Here is a 23700-nt window from a genome sequence, read left to right as displayed (position 1 = left end):
GACGATTTCGGCGTCGGGAAAGGCTTCGAGCACGGCGTCCTTCGCCTGAGCGAGCCACTCCTCGGCCCGTTCCGCGAGACCGGCAGCCAGTGCGTACGACTGGGCGGCGAGGGCGAAGGTGAGCTTGTTGTAGGCGGCGAAGGCGAGCTTGAGCGCCGACGCGCGGCCGACCGGGCCGGCCAGCACGACGGGCCGCATGTGCGTGTCCGCGAACAGCTCCGCCAGCCGCGTGACGGCGGGTTCGGGCCCCGACAGGTAGAGCCGGGTGGTCCCGGCCGACCGTGGTGGCGGTCCGACGATCCCGCCGTCGGCGACCGTCGCCCTCCCGCCGAACAGCGCTTCGACCTGCTCGGCGTGCCCGGGGCTGATGGCGTTGGCGTCGAGGTAGACGCCGCCGAACCCGCCGGCGGCCACCGCGCGGGCGACCTCGAGCGCGGCGGCGGGCGGGCAAACGCTGAGGACGACGTCGCACCCCGCCAGCGCGGCGACGTCGGGCACCTCGGTCAGCCCGGCTTCTCCGGCGCGGCGGCGCGTCGCGGGCCCTCGCCCGGCCGCGACCCAGGAGACCGGGGTCCCGGCGCGGGTGAGCACCGCTCCGACGGCGGCGCCCATCGCGCCGGGGTGCAGCAGTCCGACCGAAGTCACGGCGGCTCCTTCCACGAGAGCCCCCATGATCGCGCGGTCAGCCGGTCACGCGCAGGCCGCGGCGCAGGGCGTCGACCTCGTCGGCGAACATCCGGCGCGAGATCGCCGCCGTCTCCACCATGCCCGAGCCGTGGAACGTGCCCGGGTAGTGCCGCAGCTCCGTCGCCACGCCCGCGTGCGCGAGGCGTCGCGCGTACTCGATCCCCTCGTCCCGCAACGGGTCGAACTGGCACGTCGTGACGAACGCGGGCGGCAGCCCGGCCAGGTCCGTGGCGCGGGCCGGGGCCGCGTACGGCGAAACCCCGTCGCCGCCCGGTTCCGCGCCGAGGTAGCTGGTCCAGCTGAACACCGCGTTCGGCCGGTTCCACAGCGGCGTGTCGGTGTAGGCCGTCATCGACGGGGTGCCCAGGCGGTCGTCCAGCTCCGGGATGCCGAGGTACTGGAAGCACAGGGCCGGGCCGCCGCGGTCGCGCGCCAGCAGCGCGACCGCCGCCGACAGGCCGCCGCCCGCGCTTTCGCCGCCCACCCCGAGCCGGGCCGGGTCGATGCCCAGCTCCGCCGCCTTGGCCTCGACCCACTGCAGGGCCGCGTAGCAGTCCTCGACCGGCGCCGGGAACGGGTGCTCGGGGGCGAGCCGGTAGTCGACCGACACGACCACGATCCCCAGCTCGTCGACCAGCCGCAGCAGCGAGGCGTGGAACATGTCCAGGTCGCCGAGGACGAACCCGCCGCCGTGGATGTAGAGCAGGCCGGGCACCGCGCCGGTGCGGTTCGCCGGGGAGTAGACGCGCACCGGGACCTCCGGCGCGTCCGACGGCCCGGGCACGGTCGTGTCGCGGACGTCGACGGGGTGCACCGGCTCGTAGGCCGGCAGGACGTCGCCCACCTCGCTCATCGAGGAGCGCGCGGCGACCAGGGCGTCGTAGTCGGTCAGGGTCACGCCCGGCAGCATGTCCAGCCAGGGCAGCAGCTCGGGATCGATCGCGTAGGTCATGACCCGATCTTCGGCCGCGGGACGCGGTCGCGGCCACCGCCACGCGGCGGGCGTTGGGCGTGCGGACCTCGCCATCCGGCGGCGGGCGCGCCTATCGTGGCGGCATGAAGGGGCTGCTGCTGCGGCTGTCCGGGCTCGACGCCGACGCCGAGAACGCCGTGCGGGTGATCGGGTTCTTCGACCGCCTGATCACCGGCCGGGCCGGCCTGGACGCGCTCGTGCGCAGCACGGCCGAGCTCGCCGGCTGCCGGGTCGGCGTGCACGCGCCGGGGCAGGGGACGTCGCTGCGGGCGGAGCCGGGCGGGGCCGTCGCGACGCCGGGCACGGCACCGGCGGGAGCGGCCGTCCGCCGGCTCGAGGGCGGCGTCGAGGTGTGGGTGGCCCGCGACGGCGCGCCCCTCCCGCTCGACGACATGCTGCTCGAACGGTTCGCCATCGCCACCGCGGTCCTGCTGGAGCAGAACGGCGTGCCGCGGCCCGAACTCGGCGACCCCGCGCTCGTCGAGCTGGTGCTGTCCGCCGACGCGGGCACCGCCGAGCGGTCCCGGGCCCTGCACCTGCTGGGCATCGCGCCGTCGGCCCGGCTGCGCGTGCTGGCGGGCACCGGCGTCGACGGGCTCGCGGGGCGGTCGGTCCCGCTGGGCGGCGTGCGCGCGATCCTGGCCGAAGCCGTCCCGGACCGGTTCCCCGGCGGCGGCCGGGCGGGCATCGGCCCGGAGCTGCCCGCCCTCGACGCGGCCCGCTCCTGGACGGCCGCCCGGACGGCGCTGCGGTTCACTTCGGACACCGAGCCGGTCGTGTGGTGGGAGCGCCTGGGCAGTCTCGGCGCGCTCGGCGCGCTGCTCGACGGCCACGATCTCGCCGACCTGCCGGACGTGCGCGCCCTCGACCGGCTGGCGGCCGAACCCCACGGCGCGGACACGCTGTCGGCGCTCGACGCGTTGTGCGCCACCGGCTCGGCCCGCAAGGCGGCGGCGGTGCTGCACCGCCACCACAGCACGATGCCGGCCCGGCTGGCGCGCGCCGAAGCCGTCCTCGGCTTCGAACTCGACTCCCCCGCCGGCCGGTTCCGGCTGCACCTCGCCCTGATGCTGCGGCGGCTGCGGGACAACGGCGAAGTCAGCTGAACGTCCTCTGTGGACGGCGGACCAGGTCTTCCGCCGCGGCCGGCCAGTACGGGTGCTCGAAGGCGAATCCGGCGTCCAGCAACCGGCCCGGCACCACCCGCCGGCTCTTGAGCAGCAGTTCCGTGTCCGAGCGCAGCGCGAACGCGCCGATCTCGGCCAGCCACCTCGTCGCCGGGAGTCCGAACGGGACACCGGCCGCCGCGCGCAGCGCGCGCATGAAGTCCCGGTACGGCAACGGTTCCGGGGCCGCCAGGTTGACCGGCCCGCTCAGGTCGTCGCGCGCGACGAGGAAGTCGAGCGCGCGGACGAGGTCGTCCTCGTGGATCCACGACAGGTACTGCGCGCCGCCCGCGACCGGGCCGCCGAGGCCGAGGCGGGTGAGCCGCAGCAGCATCGCGAACGCGCCGCCGGGCTCGGGGCTCATCACCATCGCCGTCCGCAGCGCGACCTTGCGCGTGCGCGGGGTGTTCGCCGCCTCCTGCTCGCGCTCCCACGCCCGCGCGAGGTCGACGCTGTAGGCCCAGTAGGCGGGCACGCCCGGCTCCCCGCCGCCGAGGACGCCGGTGGTTTCGTCGTTCGGGGCGTCGAAGCGGTGCGCGTAGACGGTCGCCGTGCTCATCTGCAGCCAGACCCGCGGCGGGCGCGCGGCGCGTTCGATCGCGCCGCCGACGACCCGCGCCGAGTCGATCCGCGAGGTCCACATCTCCCGCAGGTTCGCCCGGGTGTAGCGGCAGTGCACCGACCGGCCGGCCAGGTTGAGCACGACGTCGCAGCCGTCGAGCTCGGCGGCCCACGGCCCCGCGGCGCGCCCATCCCAGTGGACGTGGCGCACGCCCGCCTCCGGTGCGGCGTCCCGCCGCGTGAGCACGACGACCTCGTCGCCGCGGCCGGCGAACGCGCGGCTCAGCACTCGCCCCAGGTGCCCGGTCCCGCCGGGTATCACGACCTTCACGAACCCCACCGTACCGAAGTTTTTGAACGCGTTCAAATATCGGCGGCCAAGAGGTCGAGCAGCGTTCTCAGCGCGCGGCTCGGCGGTTTCGCGGCCGAGGTGACGACGTTGAGCGGCCAGTCGAGGCCGGCACCGGACAGCGGCACCACGACGACGCCCGGCCCGGCCGGCGCGGGCAGGTCCGGCACGACCGCGACACCCAGCCCGGCCGTGACGTACCCGGGCACGGTGCGCAGGTCGGCGACCTCGACGGTGACCCGGCGCGGCGACCCCAGAGCGTCGAAGGCGCGATCCATGGCGACCCGGTTGCCGAACCCGCGCGGGGTGTCGACGAAGGACTCGCCGGCGAGCTCGGCGAGACGGACCGCGCGCCGGCCCGCCAGCGGGTGGGTTTCCGGCAGCAGCACGACGAACGGCCGGGTGTCGACGCGCAGGACGTCGAGCCCGGCGAGGTCGGCTTCGGGCAGGCCCACCACCGCGACGTCGAGCCGGCCCTGGCGGACCTCTTCGGCCAGCCCGGTCGAGCCGGTGAGCGACACGGTCACGTGGATGTCCACGCGCGGGTGCCGCCGGTGGAACGCCCCGAGCAGCCCGGGCAGGTCCACCCCGCCGATCGAGGTGAGCGTGCCGATCCGCAGGCTGCCGCGCAGGCCCTCCGACGCCTCCTGGACGGTCGCGCGGGCGCGTTCGAGCGCCTCGATCGCGCTTTTGGCCTCGGGCAGGAACGCCGCGCCGGCCGCCGAAAGCGCGACGCGGCGGGTGGACCGGTCGAACAGCTTGGTGCCGAGCTCGGTTTCCAGGGCGCGCACGGCGGCGGACACGGTCGACTGGACGGCGAACATCCGCCGGGCGGCCCGGGTGAAGCTGAGCTCCTCGGCCACGGCGACGAAGTACTCGAGCTGACGCGTCTCCATTCATCGATCGTAGCGATAACTCTGGCCAGGACTTTTCGTTGGACTTGCTGAGTCGGCGGGGACATCGTGGACGTCGGAAGATCCCTCGACGTCCCGGAAGGTCCCGATGTCCGTCACCCTCGCCCCCGCCCGGCTCCGGATGAGCCGTGGCTGGGGGTTCCGCGTCGTCGCGGTCGCGTTCGCGACGGCGCTCGCGTTCTCCACCGTCCCGACCCCGCTGTACGCGCTTTACCAGCAGCGGGACGGGTTTCCGGCGTTCCTCGTCACCGTCGTCTTCGCCGCGTACGCGGTCGGCGTGATGCTGAGCCTGTACCTGGCCGGGCACGTCAGCGACTGGCTCGGCCGCCGCCGTGTGCTCGTCGCCGGGCTGCTGGCCGAGGCGCTTTCCGCGGCACTGTTCCTGCTGTGGCCCGAGGTGCCCGGCTTGATCGTCGCCCGGCTGGTGAGCGGCGCCGGGATCGGGGTAGTCACCGCGACCGCCACCGCTCACCTGTCCGAGCTGCGCGCGCAGGCCCGGCCCAGGCTCGCCGCGACGGTCGTCAACGCCGGCGGCCTGGCGCTCGGTCCACTCGTGGGCGGGCTCTTCGCCCGGTTCGCCGACCAGCCGCTGCACACGCCGTTCGCGGTCTTCCTGGTGGTGCTGCTCGGCGAGGCGGCCGTGGTCAGCCTGGTGCCGGAGACCGTCGAACGCCGGGAGGAGCGCCCGGCCTACCGGCCCCAGCGGCTTTCCCTGCCGGCCGCGGCCCGGTCCGCGTTCGCCGGGGCGGCGATCGGCGCGTTCGCGGCTTTCGCGCTCAGCGGGCTGTTCATGGCACTGGCACCGACGTTGCTGGCGCACGAGCTGCACGAACCCTCCCGTCTGCTCGCCGGGCTGGCGCCGTTCACGATGCTGGGCAGCGCGGCGCTCGCGCAGATCGGGCTGGCGCGCCTGAATACGGCCTCCCAGCTGCGGCTGGCGTACGCGCTGATGGGCACCGGGCTGGTGCTGCTGGCGTTCGCGGCGTCGGTGCCGCTGTTCTTCGCGGCGAGCGCCCTGGCCGGGGCGGGGTTCGGGCTGGGCTTCCGCGCGGCGGTCGCGACGGTGGCCGCGCTCGCGGACGACCTCACCCGGGGCGAGGTCCTGGCCGCGTTGTTCCTGGCCGCTTACGCGGGGCTGGTGCTGCCGGTGCTGCTGACCGGGCTGGCGCTGCTCGTGGCGTCCGGAACGGTGGTGGTGGCCGGGTTCGCGGCGCTGGAGCTGGGTTTGCTCGGCTGGTCGGCCCGCCGCACCCTCGGCTCCCCCGGCGACCGGCGCGGCTGACCGGGCCCGCGATGCCGCCGGCCCGGTGGTGGTGGCTGGGTCCGCCATGCTGGAACTCGGCTGGCCGACCCGCCGCACCCCCGGGTCCCACGCCGGCCAGCCCGGCTGACCGGGCCCGCGATGCCGGAGCCGGTGGTGCCAGCCGGGTCCGCGATGCTGGAACTCGGCTTACTCGGCTGGCCGACCCGCCGCACCCTCGGCTCCCACGCCGACCGGCGCGGCTGACCGGGCCCGCGATGCCGCCGGCCCCGGTGGTGGTGGCTGGGTCCGCGATGCTGGAACTCGGCTGGCCGACCCGCCGCACCCCCGGCCCCCACGCCGGCCAGCCCGGCTGACCGAGCCCGCGATGCCGGAGCCGGTGGCGCCAGCCGGCTTCGCGGCGCCGGAACTCGGCTTACTCGGCTGGCCGACCCGCCCCACCCCCGACTCCCACAGCCACCAGCCCGGCTGATCGGCCCCGCCCGCCCCGCCCGCGGGCTTACAGTCGGCGGATGACCGCTGCAGCCGCGCCGCCGATCGTCACCGGGGTGGACGGGTCGGCCGAGTCCCTGGACGCCGTCCGGTGGGCCGCGCGGACCGCCTGCCTGCGGGACGCGCCCCTGGAGATCGTGCACGCCCTCGACGTTCCCGCGCTGCTCGCGGGCGGGGTCGTGCCGCCGCCGGAGGAGATGATCGACGCGCTGCGCGCCCGGGGGCGGCGGGCGCTGCGGACCGCGCGGGAACTCGCTGCCGCGCAAGGGGTTCCGGACGCCGCCACCCGGCTCGACCCCGACCGCGCCGCCCAGACCCTGATCGAGGCGTCGCGCACGGCTTCCCTGCTCGTCGTCGGCGCCGCCGGGCACGGCAGGCTCACCAGCCTGCTCGCGGGCTCGGTCGCCGCGGCGCTCGGGACGCACGCTCGCTGCGACACCGTCGTCGTCCGCGGGGACAGCTGGGACGAACCCGGCGCGGGCGAGCGGCCGGTCGTCACCGGCATCGACGGCAGCGAAGCCGGCACGCGGGTGCTCGCGGCGGCCCTCGCCGAAGCCCGCGCCCGCCGCGCGCCCCTGGTCGTCCTGCACGCCTGGACCGACACCCCGCCGCCGCGGCCGGACCCGCGGTGCGTCGGCGACGCGGGGCGGCGGCTGCTCGGCGAGCGGCTGCACGACCACGACACCGGCGACGTCGCCGTCGAGGAGGTCGTCGTCCACGCCCACCCGCGACGCGAGCTGGTCGACCGCAGCGGCGCCGCCCAGCTGGTCGTCGTCGGCGACCGCGGGCGCGGCGGCTTCCCCGGGCTGCTGCTCGGCTCGACCGGCCAGGCGCTGCTGCACCACGCGGCGTGCCCGGTCCTGCTCGTCCGCACCGCCCTTTGAGCGGAAGCGCGACGGAAGCCGGACGCGGCAGGATGGCGGGGACCGAGAGCGAGGAACAGATGAAGACAGTGGTGCGAGCCGGGCTCGTCGCGATCCTGGCCACGGCGCTGGCGGCCCCCGCCCAGGCGGCGACCGTCAAACAGGTCACCAGCACCTGCCGCGCCGGCGACTTCGGCGGGACGTTCACGCTGCGCTACGAGACGTCCGGCGGCTACCACCACCCGATCGGCTCGATCACGACGTCGGGGCCGTACATCGGGGACTCGGGCACCCAGACGCTGCGGATCTCCTACACCGACGGGCTGGGCACGCACGCGGTCTACAGCCGGACCGGCCCGGCGACGAACGGCACCCAGAGCCTGCCGACGGGACTGGCGATCCCGGCCACCGCACGCGGCACGGCGTCCACGAAGTTCGACAACGGCACGACGTCCTGCACGGCGACGGTGCCGATCACCTAGACCGTCACCGGCCGCGGCCGACGTGGCCGCCCAGGAAGCCGCCGGCGACGAGGATCGCGGCGCCGCACCGGCTCAACCGGATGCCGGTGCGCTCCCGGCCCCGCGCGCGGGTGGCCCAGGACGCGAAGAAGACGGCGGTGGCGGCACCGGTCGCCGCCGCGTGGAGCACGCCGACCCGGCGGGTGGCGTCCGGGCAGCCCGCCCACTCGGCCCAGCCGGTGACCGCGGCCGGCGCGGCGCCGAGCAGGCCGAGCCCGACCAAGCGCCGGGCGGCGCGGCGGGAATCCGGGTAGAGGTCGAGGAACTGGGCCATGAACCAGGCCCCGAACGGCGCGTCCTTGACCACCAGGTGCAGCGGGACGCCGGTGGCGTCCCCGGCGAAGAACCGACGGAGCGGTTCCCGCGCGACGAGGCCGCGGGCCGGCCGGTCGGCGAGGCGCGCGAGGCGGTCCAGCGCGGGCGATCGCTCGGCCCGGCCGAGCAGGCGAAGGTACGGGTTCGGCACGGTCCTCACGTCCCTTCTCGACGGAGCCCGCACGACGTTACTCCGTCGGTAGTGCCTGGTCACGGGCGTGGATCGGCGAGCGGGCGGCCTCCGGTGCCCGCCTCCCCGGACCGGCGCGACCGGTCCACGCTCACCCCACCGGCTCGACGGCGGCCCGGAAGATCGCCCGCGCCGAGGCCGCCAGCACCTCCACCGCCCGTTCGCGGTCCAGCCCGCCGATGTCGGTCAACCACACCAGCGACTCGATCCCCGTCGCCGAGCGGATCGCGACCGCCAGGCCGTGCACGTCGAGCTCCGGACGGGTTCGGGCCAGCGGTGCCAGCGCCTCCTCGATCCACTTGATCGCCCGGCCGCCGCGCAGCACCGGCTGCCGCGCGCCCGGTTCCAGCGACAGCCGCAGCTGGGCGCGCAGCTGGGGCTCCCAGCGGACCGTGAACGCGAGGAACTCGCGCATCACCAGCTCCAGGCGCGCGGCGGGGTCGGCGGGCGCGTCCGCCGGGAGCAGGCCCGCGTCGGCGTCGATCTGCGGGTACGCCGCGAGCAGCAGCGCGCGCTGGTTGGGGAAGTACCGGTACGCCGTCGTGCGGGAGATCCCGGCCGCCGTCGCCGCGTCTTCGACCGTCGGGGCGTCCCCCCGCGCCAGCAGCTCATGGGCGGCCTCCACCAGCGCCGCCCGGGTCCGGCCCTTCTGCCGGCGCCGGCCCGTGGACTCATATGGCACTTCCATGCCATCATGGTACTCAAGTCCCATAAAGGAGGCTGCCATGACCGGTGATCCGGCCGAGACGAACCCCGAGCTCTACCGCGTGGTCCTCGAGAACGACCGGGTGCGGGTCCTCGAATACCGCGACCGGCCCGGCGACCGCACCGCGCCGCACCGGCACCCGGACACCGTGATGATCACCCTCGGCTCCTTCAGCCGCCGCATCTCCACGGGCGGCCGCGAGGTGCTCGTCGACCTCACCGCCGGTGAGGCGCGCTGGGTGGCGGCGCAGGAACACGCCGGGGAAAACGTCGGCGACACGCCCAGCCACGCCTTTTTCGTCGAACTCAAGGAGCCCGGGAGCACGGCCGCGGCGGGCTCCGCCCTGGGGCCCGCCGGATCGTGACCCGGAGCGGTTTCCCCACCGGAAAACCCTTACCAGGCACAGAATCGCGGGTTTCCCGGCCGCCCTCCCGGACAACCGAGGGCAGTCACCTCCGCTGACCGGTCGCGGGCGGGCCCGGCCCCGACCGTCGACAGTTCGCCGACGCCCCTTTTCCTTCCTGTCGACGTATCTCGCGCGCCCCACCGCGCTCTTGTACGCCTGAGCGCGGACGCGTCCGCGGCGGAGAGGCGGGGATGGTCGGGAACACCACCGGCGGAGTGGACCTGGGAGTGCTGGGACCGTTCGAGGTCCGGATCGGCGGCGCGCCACGGGACGTCGGCGGTCCGCGGCTGCGGGCCCTGCTCGCCGTGCTGACCGCGGAGGCGGGCCGCGTCGTGAGCGTCCCCGCGCTCGGCCGCGCGCTGTGGGGCGAACGGCCACCCGAGCACGCCGACCGCACCGTCCGGACCTACCTCTCGCGGCTGCGCGGATCCGTGGACCCGCACCTGATCCTGACCCGCCCGCCGGGCTACGTGCTGCACATCGCGCCCGAAGCCCTCGACGCCGCACGGTTCGAGCAGCTCGCCGCGGAGGGCCGGCGCGCGCTCGCGGCCGGTGAGCCCGGCGCCGCGCGCGAGCACCTGGCCGCGGCGTTGGCGCTGTGGCGGGGAAACGCGTACGAGGAGTTCGACGGCGTCGAAACCCTGAAGGCCGAAGGGATGCGGCTGGACCGGTTGCGCCACAACGCCGTCCAGGACCGAATCGACGCCGACCTCGCGCTCGGCGAGGACGCCGGGCTGATCGCCGAGCTGGAAGCGCTGACCGCCGCCTACCCCGGGCACGAACGGCTGTGGGCGCAGCTGATGACGGCGCTCTACCGCGCCGGGCGCCAAGGCGACGCGCTGGAGGCGTTCCGCCGGGCCAGGCACGGCTTGGTCACCGCGTCCGGGGTGGAGCCGTCCCCGGTGCTGGCGCAGGTGCACCGGCAGGTCCTCGCCCACGACCCGGGGCTGCTCGCGGTCCGGGCCGGGGTCGTGGCGACCGTCCCGGACGACGCGCTCGCCGCCGGGGAGCACGCCCTGCTCGAGGACGGCGACCTGCGCACCAGCCGCGAGCACCTCGAGACCGCCTACCGCCGCGCCGAACAGGCCGGGGACACCGACGCGCTCGCCCGCGCGGCACTGGGCCTCGGCGGGGTCTGGGTGCACGAACACCGGACGGCCGCCACGTCGGCGTTGCTGCGGACGCGGCTGCGGTACGCGCTCGAACGGCTCGACCCGGCGTCTCCCCTGGCCCAGCGGCTGCGGACCCGGCTCGCCGGCGAGGAGGACTACGAAGCCGGGACGCACGAGAAGATCCTGGCCGTCGTCGAGCGGACGCGGGCGGGCGGCGACCCGGTCGCGCACGCCGAGGCGCTGAGCATCGCCCACCACTGCCTGCTCGGCCCCGACCACACGGCCGCGCGGCACACCCTGGCCACCGAGCTGGTCGGGGTGAGCACCCGGTCCGGGCGGCGCACCGACCTCGTGATGGGCGTGCTGTGGGAAACCGTCGACCTGTTCCTGGCCGGCGACCCGCACGCGCAGCGGATGCTCGGCGAGCTCGACGATCTGCTGGCCGCCCGGAAGCACCTGGCGGCCGGGTTCGTCGCCGACGCCATGAAAGTCATGCTCGCCATCCGGGCCGGCCGGTTCCGCGAGGCCGAACAGGGCGCGCGGGCCTGCGCGGAACTCGGGCAGGCGGCCGGCGACGTCGACGCACTGGGCTGGTACGGCGCGCAGCTGGTGGCGATCCGGTGGTTCCAGGGCCGGCTCGGCGACCTGGTCCCGGTGCTCGACGGGCTGATGCACTCCCCCACGCTCAGCGCGAGGGACAACTCGTACTACGCGGCGCTGGCCGTGGCGGCCGCCTCGGCGGGCGACCGCCGCACGGCCGCGGGCGCGCTGGCCCGCCTGTGCGGCGACGACCTGGGGGCGCTGCCGCGGTCGAGCACGTACCTCGTTTCCCTGTGCGGGGCCGCGGAAACGGCCTACCTCCTCGACGACGCCGCGACCGCGGCGCGGGTGGCCGAGCTGCTTCGCCCGTTCGCGCAGCTGCCGGCGATGGCGAGCCTGGCGATCGCATGCTTCGGGTCGATCCACTACCCGCTGGGCACGGCGGCGCTGACGACGGGCGAGTTCGACCGCGCGGTCGCCCACCTGCGGGCGGCGGTCCAGCACAACCTGGCGCTGGCCCACTGGCCGGCGGTGGTGTTCTCCCGCCGCCGCCACGCGGAGGCGCTCGTCCGGCGCGGCGGCGTGGGTGACGCGCCGGCGGCGGAGCAGGAACGGGCGGCGGCGGACGAGGAGGCCCGCACCTTCGACGATCAGGGCCGGTGACGGCCGGGCGCGGCCCGGCGGTCCGATCGCCGGCGGCCGAGACAGTGCCGAAAACAGCCGTTGCCGTGGTTATCACCCCGGCGCCCGGGAATGCGGTGGCTTCCGGCCACCGGTTCCGCCCGGGAACCACCGGCGCCGAAGAAAGGCCATCCGCGCGTGTTCCGTCACACGAAGCTGCTCCAGTTCGAAGCCAAGCCCGAAAAGCCCGACGCCGTCTACGCCCGCAAGCTGCAGGAACTCATCGGCGGCGCCTACGGCGAAATGACCGTCACGATGCAGTACCTGTTCCAGGGCTGGAACTGCCGCATCGAAGGCAAGTACAAGGACCTCATCATGGACACCGCGACCGAGGAGATCGGGCATGTGGAAATGCTCGCCACCATGGTCGCGCGGCTGCTGGAAGGCGCGCCCGCCACCGCCACCGCCGAAGCCGTCGAGGATCCGGTGATGGCCGCCGTCATCGGCGGGATGGACCCGCAGCAGGCCATCGTCGCCGGCGGCGGCGCGCTGCCCGCCGACAGCAACGGCACTCCCTGGAACGGCAAGTACATCGTCGCCTCCGGCAACCTGCTCGCCGACTTCCGCGCCAACGCCGCCGCCGAAGCCCAGGGCCGCCTGCAGACCGCGCGGCTCTACAACATGACCGACGACCCCGGCGTCAAGGCGATGCTGAAGTTCAACCTCGCCCGCGACACGGTGCACCAGAAGCAGTGGCTGGCCGCCATCGAAGAGCTGAAGGCCGACGGGCTCGAGGAGGAAATCGCACCGAACGCCCTGCTCGACGAAGAAGACCAGACCCACAACCACACGATCTGGCACCTGTCCGACGGCCCGGACGGCGCCAAGGGCAGCAGCTGGACGACCGACGCGGGCATCGAGTACCTGATGGATCCCGAACCCCTCGGCGGTCCCGGCACCGCGCCGAAGCCCGACCCGGCGCTCTACGGCACCTACGCTCCGCTGCAGGACGCCAAGGGCACCGCGAAGGGCAAGGCCAAGGCCGTGAAGAAGAAGCTGAAGTGACCGGAGGGCCCGGCGCGTCCCGCGCGCCGCGCCGGGCCCTTCCGTCTCCCGCCTCCGGCTGCCGCGCGACGGCCGCTCGTGGGGAGCCGGCGGTCCGGCCCACGCCGTCGTGACGCGGCCGCCTCGCGACCTGGTCCTGGAGGCGGGCCAGCTCGTCGCGCGCCGGATGCGGTGAACGACGTGGTCACCACGGCCGCCACCCCGTTGAGGACACCGGCCGGACCGGGACGCCCCCGCGCGCCGAGCCCAGGTCGGTCAGTGCCACCCGCTCCAGCCCGTTCCCGGTGCCGCCGTCGCTGGTCACCGCCAAGGCCAGGGTGTTGCGGCCGTGCGGGTCGAGGATCCCGTTCGGCAGCGCGAACGTGTGCTGCGGCCCCACGTCCGCGACGTACTGGCCGACGTTCCAGCCGTTGAGGAAGACCAGTACCCGGTGGTGCCCGCCGGAACGCGGCCGCGCCGGGTCGCCGAGCGTCAGGCCCACCGACGTGTCCTGCCCCGCCGGCACGGTCAGCGAGAACGTCGTGCGGTACCACGTCGTCCCCGGCTCGGCCGTGGCCGAGGGCACCGTCGCCGGGGGCCAGCCGCGGTCCGGGAACCCCGGCAGGGTCCAGCCCGCGCGTTCACCCGCGAGACCGCCGTTGTTGAGCGGCCCGCGCACCGGGTCGGCCGTCCCGCCCCGGAGCTTCCACGTCACCCCGGTCAGCGACGACGAGATCAGCCCGCGGCCCTCCTTGTGCGCGTCGTTGACGCCGCCGTCCTCGTTGTGGCCGTTGTCGCGCACCATCACCGACAGCACGTGCGGACCGTCCCCGCGCAGTCCTTCGGGGACCGGGAACGTCGCGGTGCCGGTGGTCGGCGGTGCGGCGAGCGCGGACGGCAGGACGTTCTCGCCGAGGTACTCCCCGTCCAGCCACGCCTGCACCATCCCGGCACCACCCCCGCCGTAGCGCAGGCCGACCTGGTCCCCCGGCGCCCCCGTGAACCGGCCGCGGTACCAGACGTCGCCGGTGCCGAAGCCGTAGTCGTCCGCCGTCAGGACCGGCTGCCCGGCCGGCGGTGGCGTCGTGCTGTTCGTCGCCGTCTTGTCCGCGACGGCCCACGCCGCGTCGTCGTAGCCGGGTGCCGACTCCGGGGAGCCGGGCGCGGACCGCCAGCCGGTCAGCTCCGGCAACCGCGGGTCGGCGGGGCCGGGCAGCGGCCGGACCGCCAGCAGGCTGCCGGACGTCGTCGGCCGCATCGGCACCACCGCGCCGTTCCACCGGACGACCGGGCCGCGGGCGCCCCACACCTCGAGGTCCCTGGTGCCCTTCGTGTCCCCGGTCAGCGAGCCGCCGTCCTGCGCGGTCCGCACCAGGTCCGGCCCGCGCACGAGCAGGCCCGACACCGACCAGAACGTGCCCGCGGTGGCGTCGTCGGCGAGCAGCAGCGTCACCGCCGGGCGGCCGCCCCCGCTGATCCGGACCCGCGCGAGCCCCTCGTGCCGGTAGGCGAGCTTCAGGTCGTTCCCGGACCAGCTGGTCCCGACGTCCCCGGCGAGGACGTCCACGCGCGGTCGCGACGGGTACCGCAGCACCGTTTCGCCGTCCTCACCCGGTCGTCCGTGCAGCAGCACGGTTCCGGCGGTCCGGGCCATCAGCTCCGACGTCGAATAGACCAGGTGTTGGCCCGCGACGTCGAAGTTCGCCACCAGCTGCTTGGCGTCCTGGCCGTTGACCCGCAGCGGAACGGTGTAGGTACCGTCCGGTGTGGACAGTGGGAAGGTGAACCTGTCGTCCGTCGTCAGGTTGGACGGTGAGTGCATCGGCACGTACAGGTGCACACCGGTGTCCGGGTTGACGTTGTGGTAGACCTTCACCGCGGCCGACGACGGCGTCACCGGATCCCCGCGGTCCATTTCGGCCACGTCGGGAACCGTGGCGAGGAAGTAGCCCAGTTCCTTCATCGTCAGCGCTTTCGGCCGCAGCTGCCGTCCTTCGTCGATCGCCGCGCCGTAGTCGTACGACGAATAGACGACCGGCGCGGGCAACCAGCCCCACGACGTCCCGCCGAAGGTCATGTAGAAGTTCTGCAGCGTCAGGCCGTTCGCCAGGTTCGTGCCGTAGAAGACGCGCTCGTAGCCCGGTCCCTGCCGGACGGCCGTGCACGGGTAGGTGCCGTTGCTGCCCCAGTAGTCGAACCAGCCGCCGCCGAACTCCGCGACGAACCCGGGGGTGTTCGGGGACGCGCTCGCGCCGCCCTTGGCCCCGCCCGGCCCGTAGGTTCCCCAGTCCGGCGCGGCGTTCGGGCTGCCCGGCGTCGCGTCGGTGCGGCAGGTGCCGCCGGGGTAGCCGTCGAAGGCGTAGAGGTCGACCTTGCCCGGCACCGTGCCGGGCACGCCGGAGTCCCCGGGGACCCAGATGCCGTTGCGGCCCTTGTCGTTGTGGAAGATCGGGACGGTGATGCCGTCGGCCCGGACCTTGTCGTTCAGGTGCGCGACGTAGTTCCGCTGCGCGGTGCCGGTCGCCGCCAGCTCGTTCTCGATCTGGTAGAGGATCACCGGACCGCGGCCGTCGGTGTACTGGTGCCGCCCGATGATCCGGTCGATCCGCGACAGCCATTCGTCGGCCGCCGAGAGGTAGTCCGGCGCGTCGCCGCGCGCCCGCCCGGCTTGGGTGCTCAGCCACGCCGGGAACCCGCCGCCGGTCACCTCGGCGTTGATGTACGGTCCCGGGCGCGCGATGACGTACAGCCCGGCCTCGGCGGCGAGGTCGAGCACGCGGTCCATGTCGCGGACGCCGCCGAAGTCGTACACGCCGGGCGCCGGCGAATGGTAGTTCCAGTCGAAGTAGACCGAGACCGCGGTGTAGCCGGTGGCCTTCATCTTCTGCAGCACGTCGCGCCAGAGGTCCGGGCTGGGCAGCCGGAACGGGTGGAACTCGCCGGACCACACGACCTGGCGGCGGCCGTCCAGCAGCAGCGAGTACTTGTCGAAGGTGACCTGGTGCTTCGCGCGCACGGGCTCCTCCGCCGACGCGGGCGTGGCGCACAGCCCCGCCGTGACGAGCAAAGCGAAGACCAAGGCGGGCAAGCGGCGCGTGCTCCCGCGGCTGCGCGGCATGGTGGACCTCCGGGGACTCAGTAGACGTAGGGCCAGCCGGCGCTGTCGTAGCCGACGAGGTTGATGCCGAGCTTGCCGGTCAGCGGCGTCGCGTCGGAGTAGTAGTAGTAGTAGTAGTGGTAGACCAGCACGTCGGCGTCGGTGTCGTGCAGGACCGCGACGTGCCCCGGGCCGTGGACGTCCCCGTGGCTCGCCAGGATCTGCGTGCCGCCACCGGCGGTCATCCGGACCCCGGCGCGGTCGGTGTACGGCCCGGTGATCGACGTCGAGCGCCCGGCCATCACCCGGTAGGTGCTCTTCGTGCCCTGGCAGCACAGGTCCCACGAGACGAACAGGTAGTAGTAGCTCCCGTGCTGGACGATGTACGGCGCTTCCTCGGCCGTCGTGCTGCCCGTGCGCTGCGCGATGCTCCGCAGCGCGGTGTCGGACGTGCTGCGCTTGCCGGTGCCCGGGTCGAGCCGGATCAGCTTGATCCCGGTCCACCACGAGCCGAAGCTCAGCCACCAGCGGCCCGAGGAGTCGACGAACAGGTTCGGGTCGATGGCGTTGTAGTCGTTGCTCGTGCTGGTCTGCACGACGATGCCCTGGTTCGTCCAGCTGCCCGGCAGTCCGGTCGTGCTGGTGGCCAGGAAGATCGCCGAGTTGCGCGAGCCCAGCGTCGAAGCCGCGTAGTACAGGTAGTACCTGCCGTCGTGAAACGAGATGTCCGGTGCCCACAGGTACCCGGGGTCGGCCGGGTCGGTGAAGGGTGCGGTCCACGGCGCGCCGCTCGGGAAGACCGATCCGATCCTGGTGAAGTGGATCCGGTCGGTCGAGCGGCGGACCTGCAGGTACTGGTCGGTGGAGTACAGCAGGTAGCTGCCGTCGGCCGCGCGGATCATCGACGGGTCGTGCACCGCCGTGATGTCGCCGGTCACGTAACCGGGGTTCGGGTAGTCCGCGGCCTGGGCCGCGGGCACGCCCAGCAGGGCGGCGGCCACGGCGGCGACGGCGGGCAGGCGGCGCAGTCTCATGGTGTCCTCGGTTCGACGCTGATCCCGGAGTGTTAACGCTAACAGGAACCGGGCGGTACTTTCGTCGGGTCAGTGGACGGGGTTCCACCCGTCACTTCCGGCGAGGTAGCGCTGCGCGGTGAACGTCGCGGCCTGCGCGGTGGTCAGCTGCGGCCGGTCGGTTCCGGTGCCCGCGCCCGGGCCGGTGTTGCGGTACTCGAAGAACCGGGCGTCCCGCCACGAGAAGCCGGACATGTCGGTCCACGGCGTGGCTTTGATCGCCGCCGGCAGCGCGGTCTCGCGGATGACGACCTGCGCGATGGCGTCGGCGTCCCCGCCGGGGTGCCACGGCCGGCCCAGGGAGAAGCTCCCGTTCGCCGCCGTGCTGAGGACTTTGCCGCCCACGACCAGGAAGCCGTACGGGGTGCTCCGGCGGGTGCCGGCCGCGGTCAGGTAGCCGTTCGGGTTCGAGCCGCGGTCCAGCGCGGTGATCGTCGCCCGGTCGAACACGGCGGTGGCGCGGCCGAAGAGGAAGTCGACGTCGCCGCTGATCGCGCAGTTCCGGTAGTACTGGCGGCCGATCGTGCCGGTCGCCGCGGTGTCCGCGTAGAGCGTGTCCTGGTGGCCGGTGGTCTTCACCGCGACGGCCTGGGTCGCGGTGATCTCCGGCTGGGCCGTGCGGTCGAACGAGTTGCGGAAGGTCAGCGCGGTCGCGGTGAAGCCGTTCGCGGCGATCGTCGCGGTCGCGCTGCCCGACGTGCCGTACGTCGAGCCGTCGGGTTTCTTCGTGCCGCCGGCGTTGTCGTAGTCGAGGACGACGTCGGCGGCCCGGCCGGTGGTGCCGCGCAGGGTGAGGCCGGTCTTGGCCGCGGGAACGGTGAGCACCTCGCGGTAGGTGCCGGGCTTGACCGAGACGGTGCCGCCGGCGGAGACGGCGTCGATCCCGGCCTGGACGGTGGTGTAGTCCCCGGAGCCGTCCTCGGCCACGACGACGTTCGCCGCGGCGGGCGGGGCCAGTGTCGCCCCGGTCAGGATCGAGGCGAGGAGCAGGGTCGTGAACACGGCACCTCCACGGGGACGCCGGGGGTGCCGGACGGCGGCCGGCACCCCCGGTCGCTTATCGGTAGGTGATGTCGGCGCTGGTGTAGAGGCAGTTCGTCGAGTCGGGCCCGCTGCCGGTCTTCGTCGGCTCGCCGCTGGTGACGCCCCGGTACTTCTGGCAGGGCTCGATCTTGCGGCTCGAGTCGCCGACGACGGTGATCCGGGTCAGCTTCGCCGTGTCGCCGTAGTTGGTGTTGATGCCGACGAGCGCCTTGCCCGGCACGGTGGCGGTGACGTTGTCGACGACGACGTTGCGCCGGTACTGCGTCTTGCAGTTGCCGCAGGAGCGGTACAGCTTGCCGAAGTCGTCGACCTGGAAGTTGCGGATGTACATCGTGCCGGGACCGTTGTGCTGGAAGACCTTGTCCGACGCCTTGCGCGCGCCGCCGCCGTCGATGGTCATGGTTTGCGACGCCGAGGTGCCCTTGAAGGTCGCGGCGTCCTCGCCGACGTCCTCCCACCAGACGCCGAGCAGCGTGCAGGTGCCGAGGCAGTGCACGCCGTCGGCGGCCGGGCTGCCGAGGACGACGTTCTTCAGCGTGGTGCCGTTGGCCAGCTCGAAGATCGGGCCCTGGTCCTCGTCCTGGCCGCCGGTGCCGAGGTCGCCGGTGCCGTAGAACCGCTTGAGGCCGCCGTCGTAGGTGCCGCTGGTGACCTTGATGGTCGCGCCGACGGGCACGCTCGTGCTCGGGTTCGGCCAGGACGCGGCTCCGGCGGCGGTCGCGCCGGCGCCGACGGCCGCCGCGAGCGCGACGGCGGCGACGACCGCGACCCGGATCGCCCGGGATATCGGGGACATGCTCATCACTCCTTGGTTCTTCCCGTGCGGGAAATGATCCTCCTGAGTGCTGAAAGCGCTTTCTCAGTCTCGGGTTCAGCGCTTGCCGGTGTCAATGCCGCCCGCCGCAGGGACGCGCCTGTCCCCCGGACGGCCGCCGAAAGCGTCGATTTTTCGGAAAACGGGACCGGCGCCGGCGGTCACCAGCGCCGGGACGGCCCAGGTCGGGTCGAGCCGCTCCACCAGCGTCGGTGTCCAGCCCACGTCCGGACCCAGGTCGGGGTCGTTCGCCGCGTTGTACGCCGCCGGCAGGTCCACCGGGTGTGGCCGGGCCGCACCGGAGGAAACCAGCGTCCCGGTCGCGTGGAGCACCGTTCCCTTCCAGTAGTGGACCAGCGCTCCCAGCGGCACCGAAGCCGGGAGCCGGAAGAAGTTGTTCTCCGCGTGGATCCGCGATTCGACGCCGACGCCGAGCGAGTACGTGTACGCGGCCGCGTCCCGCACCACGTACAGGTTGTCGTACACGTGCACCTGCCCGTACCGGACCCGCGGCGCGCGCTGCCCGATGTCGGAGAACAGGTTGTGGTGCACCGTGACGCGCAGCTTCCCACGTCGTACGCCGGCTTGTCGGTGTTGCCGATCAGCATCGTCTTGTCGTGGTCGTGCAGGCGGTTGTCCGACATCGTCACGAGGTCCGAGCCGTCGACGATGTCCAGCAGTCCGTCGTGGACTTCGTACTTGCGCCCGAAGTACGTGGTTCCGCAGGATCACGTTGTCGCCGGTGACGCGCAGGGTCAGCCCGTGCAGGGTGGCGCGCCGAGGCCGTGGACCGTCGTGTTCGGGCCGACGTCGACCACGACCTGCGCGGCCTGGTTGGCCCGCGACCGCGCCCGCGCCTCCTCCAGCGGCCCCGACGGTTCGACCTTGCGCCAGGTCGCCGGGTCGTACGCCGCCAGGTACGCGGGCAGGCTGTAGGCCGGGTCGGCGAAGTCCTCGCAGCTCCGGGGCCGGTCGGCGGCGTCGACGTTGCCCTCTCCGCCGGTCGTCCCCGCGCCCCAGCCGTCGTGCGCGCCGAGCACGACGCGGCCCGGGTCGTGGCCGCGGGCGTCCGCCGTCCCGGCCGTGAGCGTGAGCCCGAGCAGGGCGAGGCACCCCGCGAAGGCCGTCCAGCGCATGTCGGCTCCTTCTACTCGGCCGCCCGGGCCGCGAGCTCGGCCAGCCGGGCGGGCTCCGGGTCGCCGTCCACGACGACGACGTGGTGGGTCAGCGTCAGCTCCTCCTCCGGTCCGAACTCCCACGGCCGGTGGTACGTCGTGGCGAAACTGACCACCGGGAAAGGCTCGGCGCGGACGTACCAGGCGGTCGGGAAGCCGGGGTTGGCCGGGCTGTCGGCGAACAGCAGCGTCGAGGTCTTCAGGCTCTCGTCGTGGCGGCCGGTGAACGCGAGCCACGGCGCGCGGTGGCCCATCGCGGCGTCCGCCGGCCTGCCGTCGGGTGTCCGGACCGTGCCGCCGACGAACGAGCGCGGACCGCGCCAGAACAGCCCGCCGTACCCGGCGGTCTCGCGCCCCTCGGTGACCGGGCTCCCCCAGCGCAGTCCGCGGCCGCTGGTGTTGCGCAGCCGGCTCGACCACGTGAGGGTCCAGCTGCCCGGCGAGACGTCGCCGAAGCGCAGCGTGCGGTGCTCGGTCAGCCACTGCCGGCCCGACGCGGTGCGCCACGCGAGCTCGTGCCGCAGTTCGCAGTGCGCGGGCGCGCTCGCGATGCTCTCCCAGCGGACGTGGCCGACGGTGCCGTTGTTGTCCAGCGGGGTGTACCCGCGACCGCGCACGTAGGTCCGGCCGCCCCAGAAGTTCTCGCCCGACAGGTGGGCCATGGTGAACTGCAGGCCGTTGTGCCAGGTGTGGTCGTGCGGCCGGATCGCGGTCACGATCTCGCCCGCGGTGCTCCGCAGCGGGTGCAGGTACGGCTTCGGCGAGTCCCCGGCCGGGGTCGGCGGCGCCACGACGTACTCCGCCAGGACGAGGTCGCCGCGGCGGACGCGCACCGCGCCGTCGTCTTCTTCGGCCAGGTCCAGCTTCCCGTCGTTCACCGCCGCGCGGCTCACGCCCGGTCCCCGGTTCCGGCCAGGAGCCCGGCCACCGGGACCGGGCGGCCGGTGGCCAGGGACCGGTCGGCGCCCAGGCCGGTGAGGAGTGCCCGCAGCCCGGATTCGTGGTCGGCGGCGCAGCCCAGCGGGTCCGGCTCGGCGTCGCCGAGCAGCTCGGCGAGCATCCGCTCGTCCCCGCCTCCGTGCCCTTCCCCGAGGACCCCGTCGAACACGACCTCATGCGGTGCCCAGTGCCGTTGCACGGTCAGCCGCGCGCGGCCGGGCTCGGGCACCGGCTCGGCCCCGGCCGCGAACTCGTTCTCCCGGACGTCCAGTTCCAGCCGCCCCGCACTGCCGGCGAACGCGACGCGGTAGCCCTCGCGGGGCGAGTAGGCGTGCAGGTGGTAGTTCAGCACCACCCCGCCGTGGTACCGCACCAGCACCGACACATCGTCTTCGATGCTGACACCGGGGGCGAACACGTCCTGGTTCCGGACGTAACCGTCTTCGTGCTCCGCGTCGCGGTAGAGCGCGCGCAGCCGGGGCGAGGCATCGAGGTCGAGGGCGAACCGCTGGTCGGGGTGCCCGGTCCCGTCGCCGTAGAAGAACAGGCGGCCGAACGCGAACACCGTCTCGGGGTCGCGGCCGAGCCACCAGCCGACCAGGTCGAAGTGGTGCCCGGACTTGTGGACGAGCAGGCCGCCGGAGTTCGCCTTGTCGCGGTGCCAGCGGCGGAAGTAGTCGGCGCCGTGCGCGGTGTCGAGCAGCCAGCCGAACTCGACCGACCCGATCTCCCCGATCGTGCCCGCGGCCAGCAGCTCGCGCACCCGCCGGTGCACCGGGTTGTACCGGTAGTTGAAGGCGACGCGCACCGAGCGTCCGGTCTCGCGGCGGGCCGCCAGGATGCGCCGCGCGCCGTCGACGTCGGTCGTCATGGGTTTCTCGGTGACGACGTCGCAGCCCGCGTGCAGCGCGGCGACGACGTAGTCCGCGTGCGTGTGGTCGGGCGTGCACACGACGACGACGTCGACGCGTTCTTTCGCCAGCATGGCGGGAAAGTCCTCCGGCCGGTAGCCGGGCACCGCCGTGCCGAGCCAGCCGTTGTGGACGCGCATGCGGGTCTCGTTGCGGTCGCAGAACGCCACGAGTTCGGCTCGGGGCGAACCGGCCAGGGCCCGGGCGAACAGCTGCGCTCGGGAGCCCAGCCCGACGATCGCGTAGCGGCGCGTCACCATCACGTCTCCTCTCGGGCGGGAGTCCAGGGCAGGGCGAGTTCGGAGAAGAGGGCCAGCCGCTCGGCCGCGGCGTCGACCGCGCGGTCGACGCCGGGCACGACGAACCGGCGCTCCGGCCCGGCGCCGACCGCCCGGGCCTGGAGCAGCCGCCTCGGCTCCGGCGCGTCGCCGACGGCCTCGACCAGCGCGGTGAAGGCGCGGGTGGCGGCCAGCGGGGCGAGCAGCGGCGCGCCGTCGCTCACGTGTCGGACGAGGTTCGCCAGCAGGTCCTCCGGCGGGCCCACCCGCACCGGCTCGCCGCGTACCCGGACGACGTCGGTCTTGTAGTGCCACCGGATCCGGCCTTCGGTGCCGTGGATGAGCACGTAGGGTTCGTGGTCGGCTTCGGCGGCGAGCGTCGCGGCGGCGACGACGTCCGGCGCGCCGGCGAAGCACAGGCGGGCGCACGCCGTGTCGTCGGACTCGATGTCGCGGGCGCGGTACAGCTCGACGGTGCTCCGCCCGGGCAGCTCTCCGGCGGTGCCGTCGAGCAGCAGGGCGGTCGCGACGGCGTGGGCGAACGGGTTGGTCAGCGCGCCGTCCACCACGGCTCGGCCGGCGAGCCGCCGACGGCCCGCCCAGGCGGTGCGCGCGAAGTAGCGGTCACGCCGGATCCACGCGCCCGCGGCGGCGATCCCGGTGACCGTCCCGATCTCGCCCCGGGCCAGCGCGGCCCGGATCACCCCGACCGCGGGCGAGCCGAAGCTCTGGAACCCGACCTGGCAGGCCCGGCCGCGGGCCCGCCCGGTCAGCTCGTCGAACGCCGTCAGGTCGAGCACCGGCGGTTTCTCCACGAGCACGTGGCAGCCCGCGGCGAGCGCGAGGCGGGCCAGCGGCAAGTGGGTGTGCGGCGGGGTGGCGATCACGGCGATGTCCGCCGGCACGCGGGCCAGCAGCTCGGCCGGGTCGCGGGCGAACACCGGCACCAGCCCGGCCGTCCCGTCCGGGGGTTCGCGGACGTCGCACGCGCCGGCCAGCACGATCTCGCCCCGGTCGTGCAGGGCACGGGCCCGGCGCAGGTGCGTGCGCGCGTACCCGGCCGTGCCGAACACGACCACCGAAGGGGTCACCGGGGCCCGCCGGTCGCCACCGCGGCCAGTGCCAGCGGTCCGGCCACCACGAGCGCGAGGATCGGCAGCATCCCCACGAGCACCACCGCGAGGCCGGCCGCGCCGGCCAGGAGCAGCGCGTTCCACGGCGCCGCCGCGGACTCCCGCGCGGCCGTCACCGCCGCGCGGAGCCAGGACGGTTCCCCGGTCGCGACGACTTCGCAGGTACGCACCGCGACGACGACGCCCGCGGCGGCCAGCACCCACAACGCCGGTCCGAGCACTCCGGCGCCCGGCATCGACCGCACGACTTCGAGGTCCACCGCGAACACCAGCACCGCGGCGAGACACCCGAGTGCGAATCCCGAACCGCCCCGGGCGCTGCCGCGGAAGTCCGTCCAGAACGTCGTCCACAGTGGACTACCGAGGCCGTGCCGCGTCCGGTCCAGGGCCCGGCAGCCCGCCGCGAACGCGGGAGCCGCGGTCACCACCGGCACCGAGGCGAGGGCGACGAGCAGCCCGGTCAGCAGGCAGTCCGAAAAGTCGGCGAGCCCGGTCCGCCACGAGGTCGTGCGCAT

23 protein-coding genes are annotated in these 23700 nt (G+C 74.3%); 7 read left to right on the top strand and 16 right to left on the bottom strand.

Going from position 1 to position 23700, the window contains the following annotated elements; all coding sequences use genetic code 11:
• The coding region (locus ACWEVP_RS33520) for an NAD(P)-dependent oxidoreductase (RefSeq protein WP_452066565.1) at positions 1–645 on the bottom strand (645 nt) is incomplete at its 3' end.
• 37 nt (positions 646–682) lie between these two features.
• Positions 683–1639 (bottom strand): alpha/beta hydrolase, encoded by a 957-nt coding sequence (locus ACWEVP_RS33515; protein ID WP_452066564.1) that lies wholly within the window; start codon positions 1637–1639, stop codon positions 683–685.
• A gap of 104 nt (positions 1640–1743) precedes the next feature.
• Here ACWEVP_RS33515 and ACWEVP_RS33510 point away from each other — a divergent pair, with 104 nt between their 5' ends.
• The gene (locus ACWEVP_RS33510; RefSeq protein ID WP_452066563.1) at positions 1744–2766 is read left to right on the top strand and encodes a PucR family transcriptional regulator; all 1023 of its coding nucleotides are present in this window, start codon (positions 1744–1746) and stop codon (positions 2764–2766) included.
• On the opposite strand, the gene ACWEVP_RS33505 is transcribed toward ACWEVP_RS33510, so the two are convergent.
• Together ACWEVP_RS33505 and ACWEVP_RS33500 are read right to left on the bottom strand one after the other, a co-directional pair.
• Positions 2759–3718, bottom strand: a complete 960-nt coding sequence (locus ACWEVP_RS33505; protein WP_452066562.1) for a TIGR01777 family oxidoreductase — start codon at positions 3716–3718, stop codon at positions 2759–2761. The genes ACWEVP_RS33510 and ACWEVP_RS33505 overlap by 8 nt on opposite strands.
• A gap of 32 nt (positions 3719–3750) precedes the next feature.
• On the bottom strand, positions 3751–4632 hold the full coding sequence (locus ACWEVP_RS33500) for a LysR family transcriptional regulator (RefSeq protein ID WP_452066561.1): 882 nt from the start codon (positions 4630–4632) through the stop codon (positions 3751–3753).
• Between the two features lie 106 nt (positions 4633–4738).
• Here ACWEVP_RS33500 and ACWEVP_RS33495 point away from each other — a divergent pair, with 106 nt between their 5' ends.
• From ACWEVP_RS33495 to ACWEVP_RS33485, 3 genes are all read left to right on the top strand, one after another.
• Positions 4739–5932 carry an MFS transporter gene (locus tag ACWEVP_RS33495; protein WP_452066560.1) on the top strand — a complete coding sequence of 398 codons (1194 nt, stop codon included), beginning with the start codon at positions 4739–4741 and terminating at the stop codon, positions 5930–5932.
• Between the two features lie 491 nt (positions 5933–6423).
• Positions 6424–7287 (top strand): universal stress protein, encoded by an 864-nt coding sequence (locus ACWEVP_RS33490; protein ID WP_452066559.1) that lies wholly within the window; start codon positions 6424–6426, stop codon positions 7285–7287.
• 59 nt (positions 7288–7346) lie between these two features.
• Complete coding sequence (locus ACWEVP_RS33485) at positions 7347–7748, top strand: hypothetical protein (protein WP_452066558.1); 402 nt, start codon at positions 7347–7349, stop codon at positions 7746–7748.
• A gap of 4 nt (positions 7749–7752) precedes the next feature.
• Here ACWEVP_RS33485 and ACWEVP_RS33480 read toward each other — a convergent pair whose 3' ends face one another.
• Together ACWEVP_RS33480 and ACWEVP_RS33475 are read right to left on the bottom strand one after the other, a co-directional pair.
• Positions 7753–8262 carry a DUF2231 domain-containing protein gene (locus tag ACWEVP_RS33480; protein WP_452066557.1) on the bottom strand — a complete coding sequence of 170 codons (510 nt, stop codon included), beginning with the start codon at positions 8260–8262 and terminating at the stop codon, positions 7753–7755.
• 121 nt (positions 8263–8383) lie between these two features.
• A complete protein-coding gene (locus tag ACWEVP_RS33475) occupies positions 8384–8980 on the bottom strand; it encodes a TetR/AcrR family transcriptional regulator (RefSeq protein ID WP_452066556.1) in 597 nt (198 codons plus the stop codon).
• A gap of 37 nt (positions 8981–9017) precedes the next feature.
• On the opposite strand from ACWEVP_RS33475, the gene ACWEVP_RS33470 reads away from it, so the two are divergent.
• The 3 genes from ACWEVP_RS33470 (at position 9018) to ACWEVP_RS33460 (ending at position 12742) form a co-directional block, all read left to right on the top strand.
• Positions 9018–9362, top strand: a complete 345-nt coding sequence (locus ACWEVP_RS33470) for a cupin domain-containing protein (RefSeq protein WP_452066555.1) — start codon at positions 9018–9020, stop codon at positions 9360–9362.
• A gap of 233 nt (positions 9363–9595) precedes the next feature.
• Positions 9596–11719 carry a BTAD domain-containing putative transcriptional regulator gene (locus tag ACWEVP_RS33465; protein WP_452066554.1) on the top strand — a complete coding sequence of 708 codons (2124 nt, stop codon included), beginning with the start codon at positions 9596–9598 and terminating at the stop codon, positions 11717–11719.
• Between the two features lie 156 nt (positions 11720–11875).
• Positions 11876–12742: a manganese catalase family protein gene (locus ACWEVP_RS33460; RefSeq protein WP_452066553.1), complete on the top strand. Its 867-nt coding sequence runs from the start codon at positions 11876–11878 to the stop codon at positions 12740–12742.
• A gap of 184 nt (positions 12743–12926) precedes the next feature.
• Here ACWEVP_RS33460 and ACWEVP_RS33455 read toward each other — a convergent pair whose 3' ends face one another.
• The 10 genes from ACWEVP_RS33455 to ACWEVP_RS33410 form a co-directional block, all read right to left on the bottom strand.
• A complete protein-coding gene (locus ACWEVP_RS33455; RefSeq protein WP_452066552.1) occupies positions 12927–15839 on the bottom strand; it encodes a beta-galactosidase in 2913 nt (970 codons plus the stop codon).
• Positions 15840–15856: 17 nt separating this feature from the next.
• The gene (locus tag ACWEVP_RS33450; protein WP_452066551.1) at positions 15857–16852 is read right to left on the bottom strand and encodes an arabinan endo-1,5-alpha-L-arabinosidase; all 996 of its coding nucleotides are present in this window, start codon (positions 16850–16852) and stop codon (positions 15857–15859) included.
• A 69-nt stretch (positions 16853–16921) separates the two neighbouring features.
• Positions 16922–17893: a pectinesterase family protein gene (locus ACWEVP_RS33445; RefSeq protein WP_452066550.1), complete on the bottom strand. Its 972-nt coding sequence runs from the start codon at positions 17891–17893 to the stop codon at positions 16922–16924.
• A gap of 55 nt (positions 17894–17948) precedes the next feature.
• Positions 17949–18722 carry a pectate lyase gene (locus tag ACWEVP_RS33440; RefSeq protein ID WP_452066576.1) on the bottom strand — a complete coding sequence of 258 codons (774 nt, stop codon included), beginning with the start codon at positions 18720–18722 and terminating at the stop codon, positions 17949–17951.
• An 84-nt stretch (positions 18723–18806) separates the two neighbouring features.
• Positions 18807–19301: a pectate lyase family protein gene (locus tag ACWEVP_RS33435; protein ID WP_452066549.1), complete on the bottom strand. Its 495-nt coding sequence runs from the start codon at positions 19299–19301 to the stop codon at positions 18807–18809.
• Positions 19302–19504: 203 nt separating this feature from the next.
• Positions 19505–19885: a hypothetical protein gene (locus ACWEVP_RS33430; protein ID WP_452066548.1), complete on the bottom strand. Its 381-nt coding sequence runs from the start codon at positions 19883–19885 to the stop codon at positions 19505–19507.
• Positions 19886–19896: 11 nt separating this feature from the next.
• On the bottom strand, positions 19897–20817 hold the full coding sequence (locus ACWEVP_RS33425; protein WP_452066547.1) for a DUF6807 domain-containing protein: 921 nt from the start codon (positions 20815–20817) through the stop codon (positions 19897–19899).
• Positions 20814–22034 carry a Gfo/Idh/MocA family protein gene (locus tag ACWEVP_RS33420; protein WP_452066546.1) on the bottom strand — a complete coding sequence of 407 codons (1221 nt, stop codon included), beginning with the start codon at positions 22032–22034 and terminating at the stop codon, positions 20814–20816. The genes ACWEVP_RS33425 and ACWEVP_RS33420 overlap by 4 nt, the downstream gene beginning before the upstream one ends.
• On the bottom strand, positions 22034–23143 hold the full coding sequence (locus ACWEVP_RS33415) for a Gfo/Idh/MocA family protein (RefSeq protein WP_452066545.1): 1110 nt from the start codon (positions 23141–23143) through the stop codon (positions 22034–22036). The genes ACWEVP_RS33420 and ACWEVP_RS33415 overlap by 1 nt, the downstream gene beginning before the upstream one ends.
• A complete protein-coding gene (locus ACWEVP_RS33410; RefSeq protein ID WP_452066544.1) occupies positions 23140–23700 on the bottom strand; it encodes a DUF624 domain-containing protein in 561 nt (186 codons plus the stop codon). The genes ACWEVP_RS33415 and ACWEVP_RS33410 overlap by 4 nt, the downstream gene beginning before the upstream one ends.

The organism is Amycolatopsis sp. NPDC003865 (assembly GCF_053605345.1).
The sequence above is the reverse complement of the archived record's forward strand: the minus strand, read 5'-3'. Positions and strand labels throughout refer to the sequence as shown.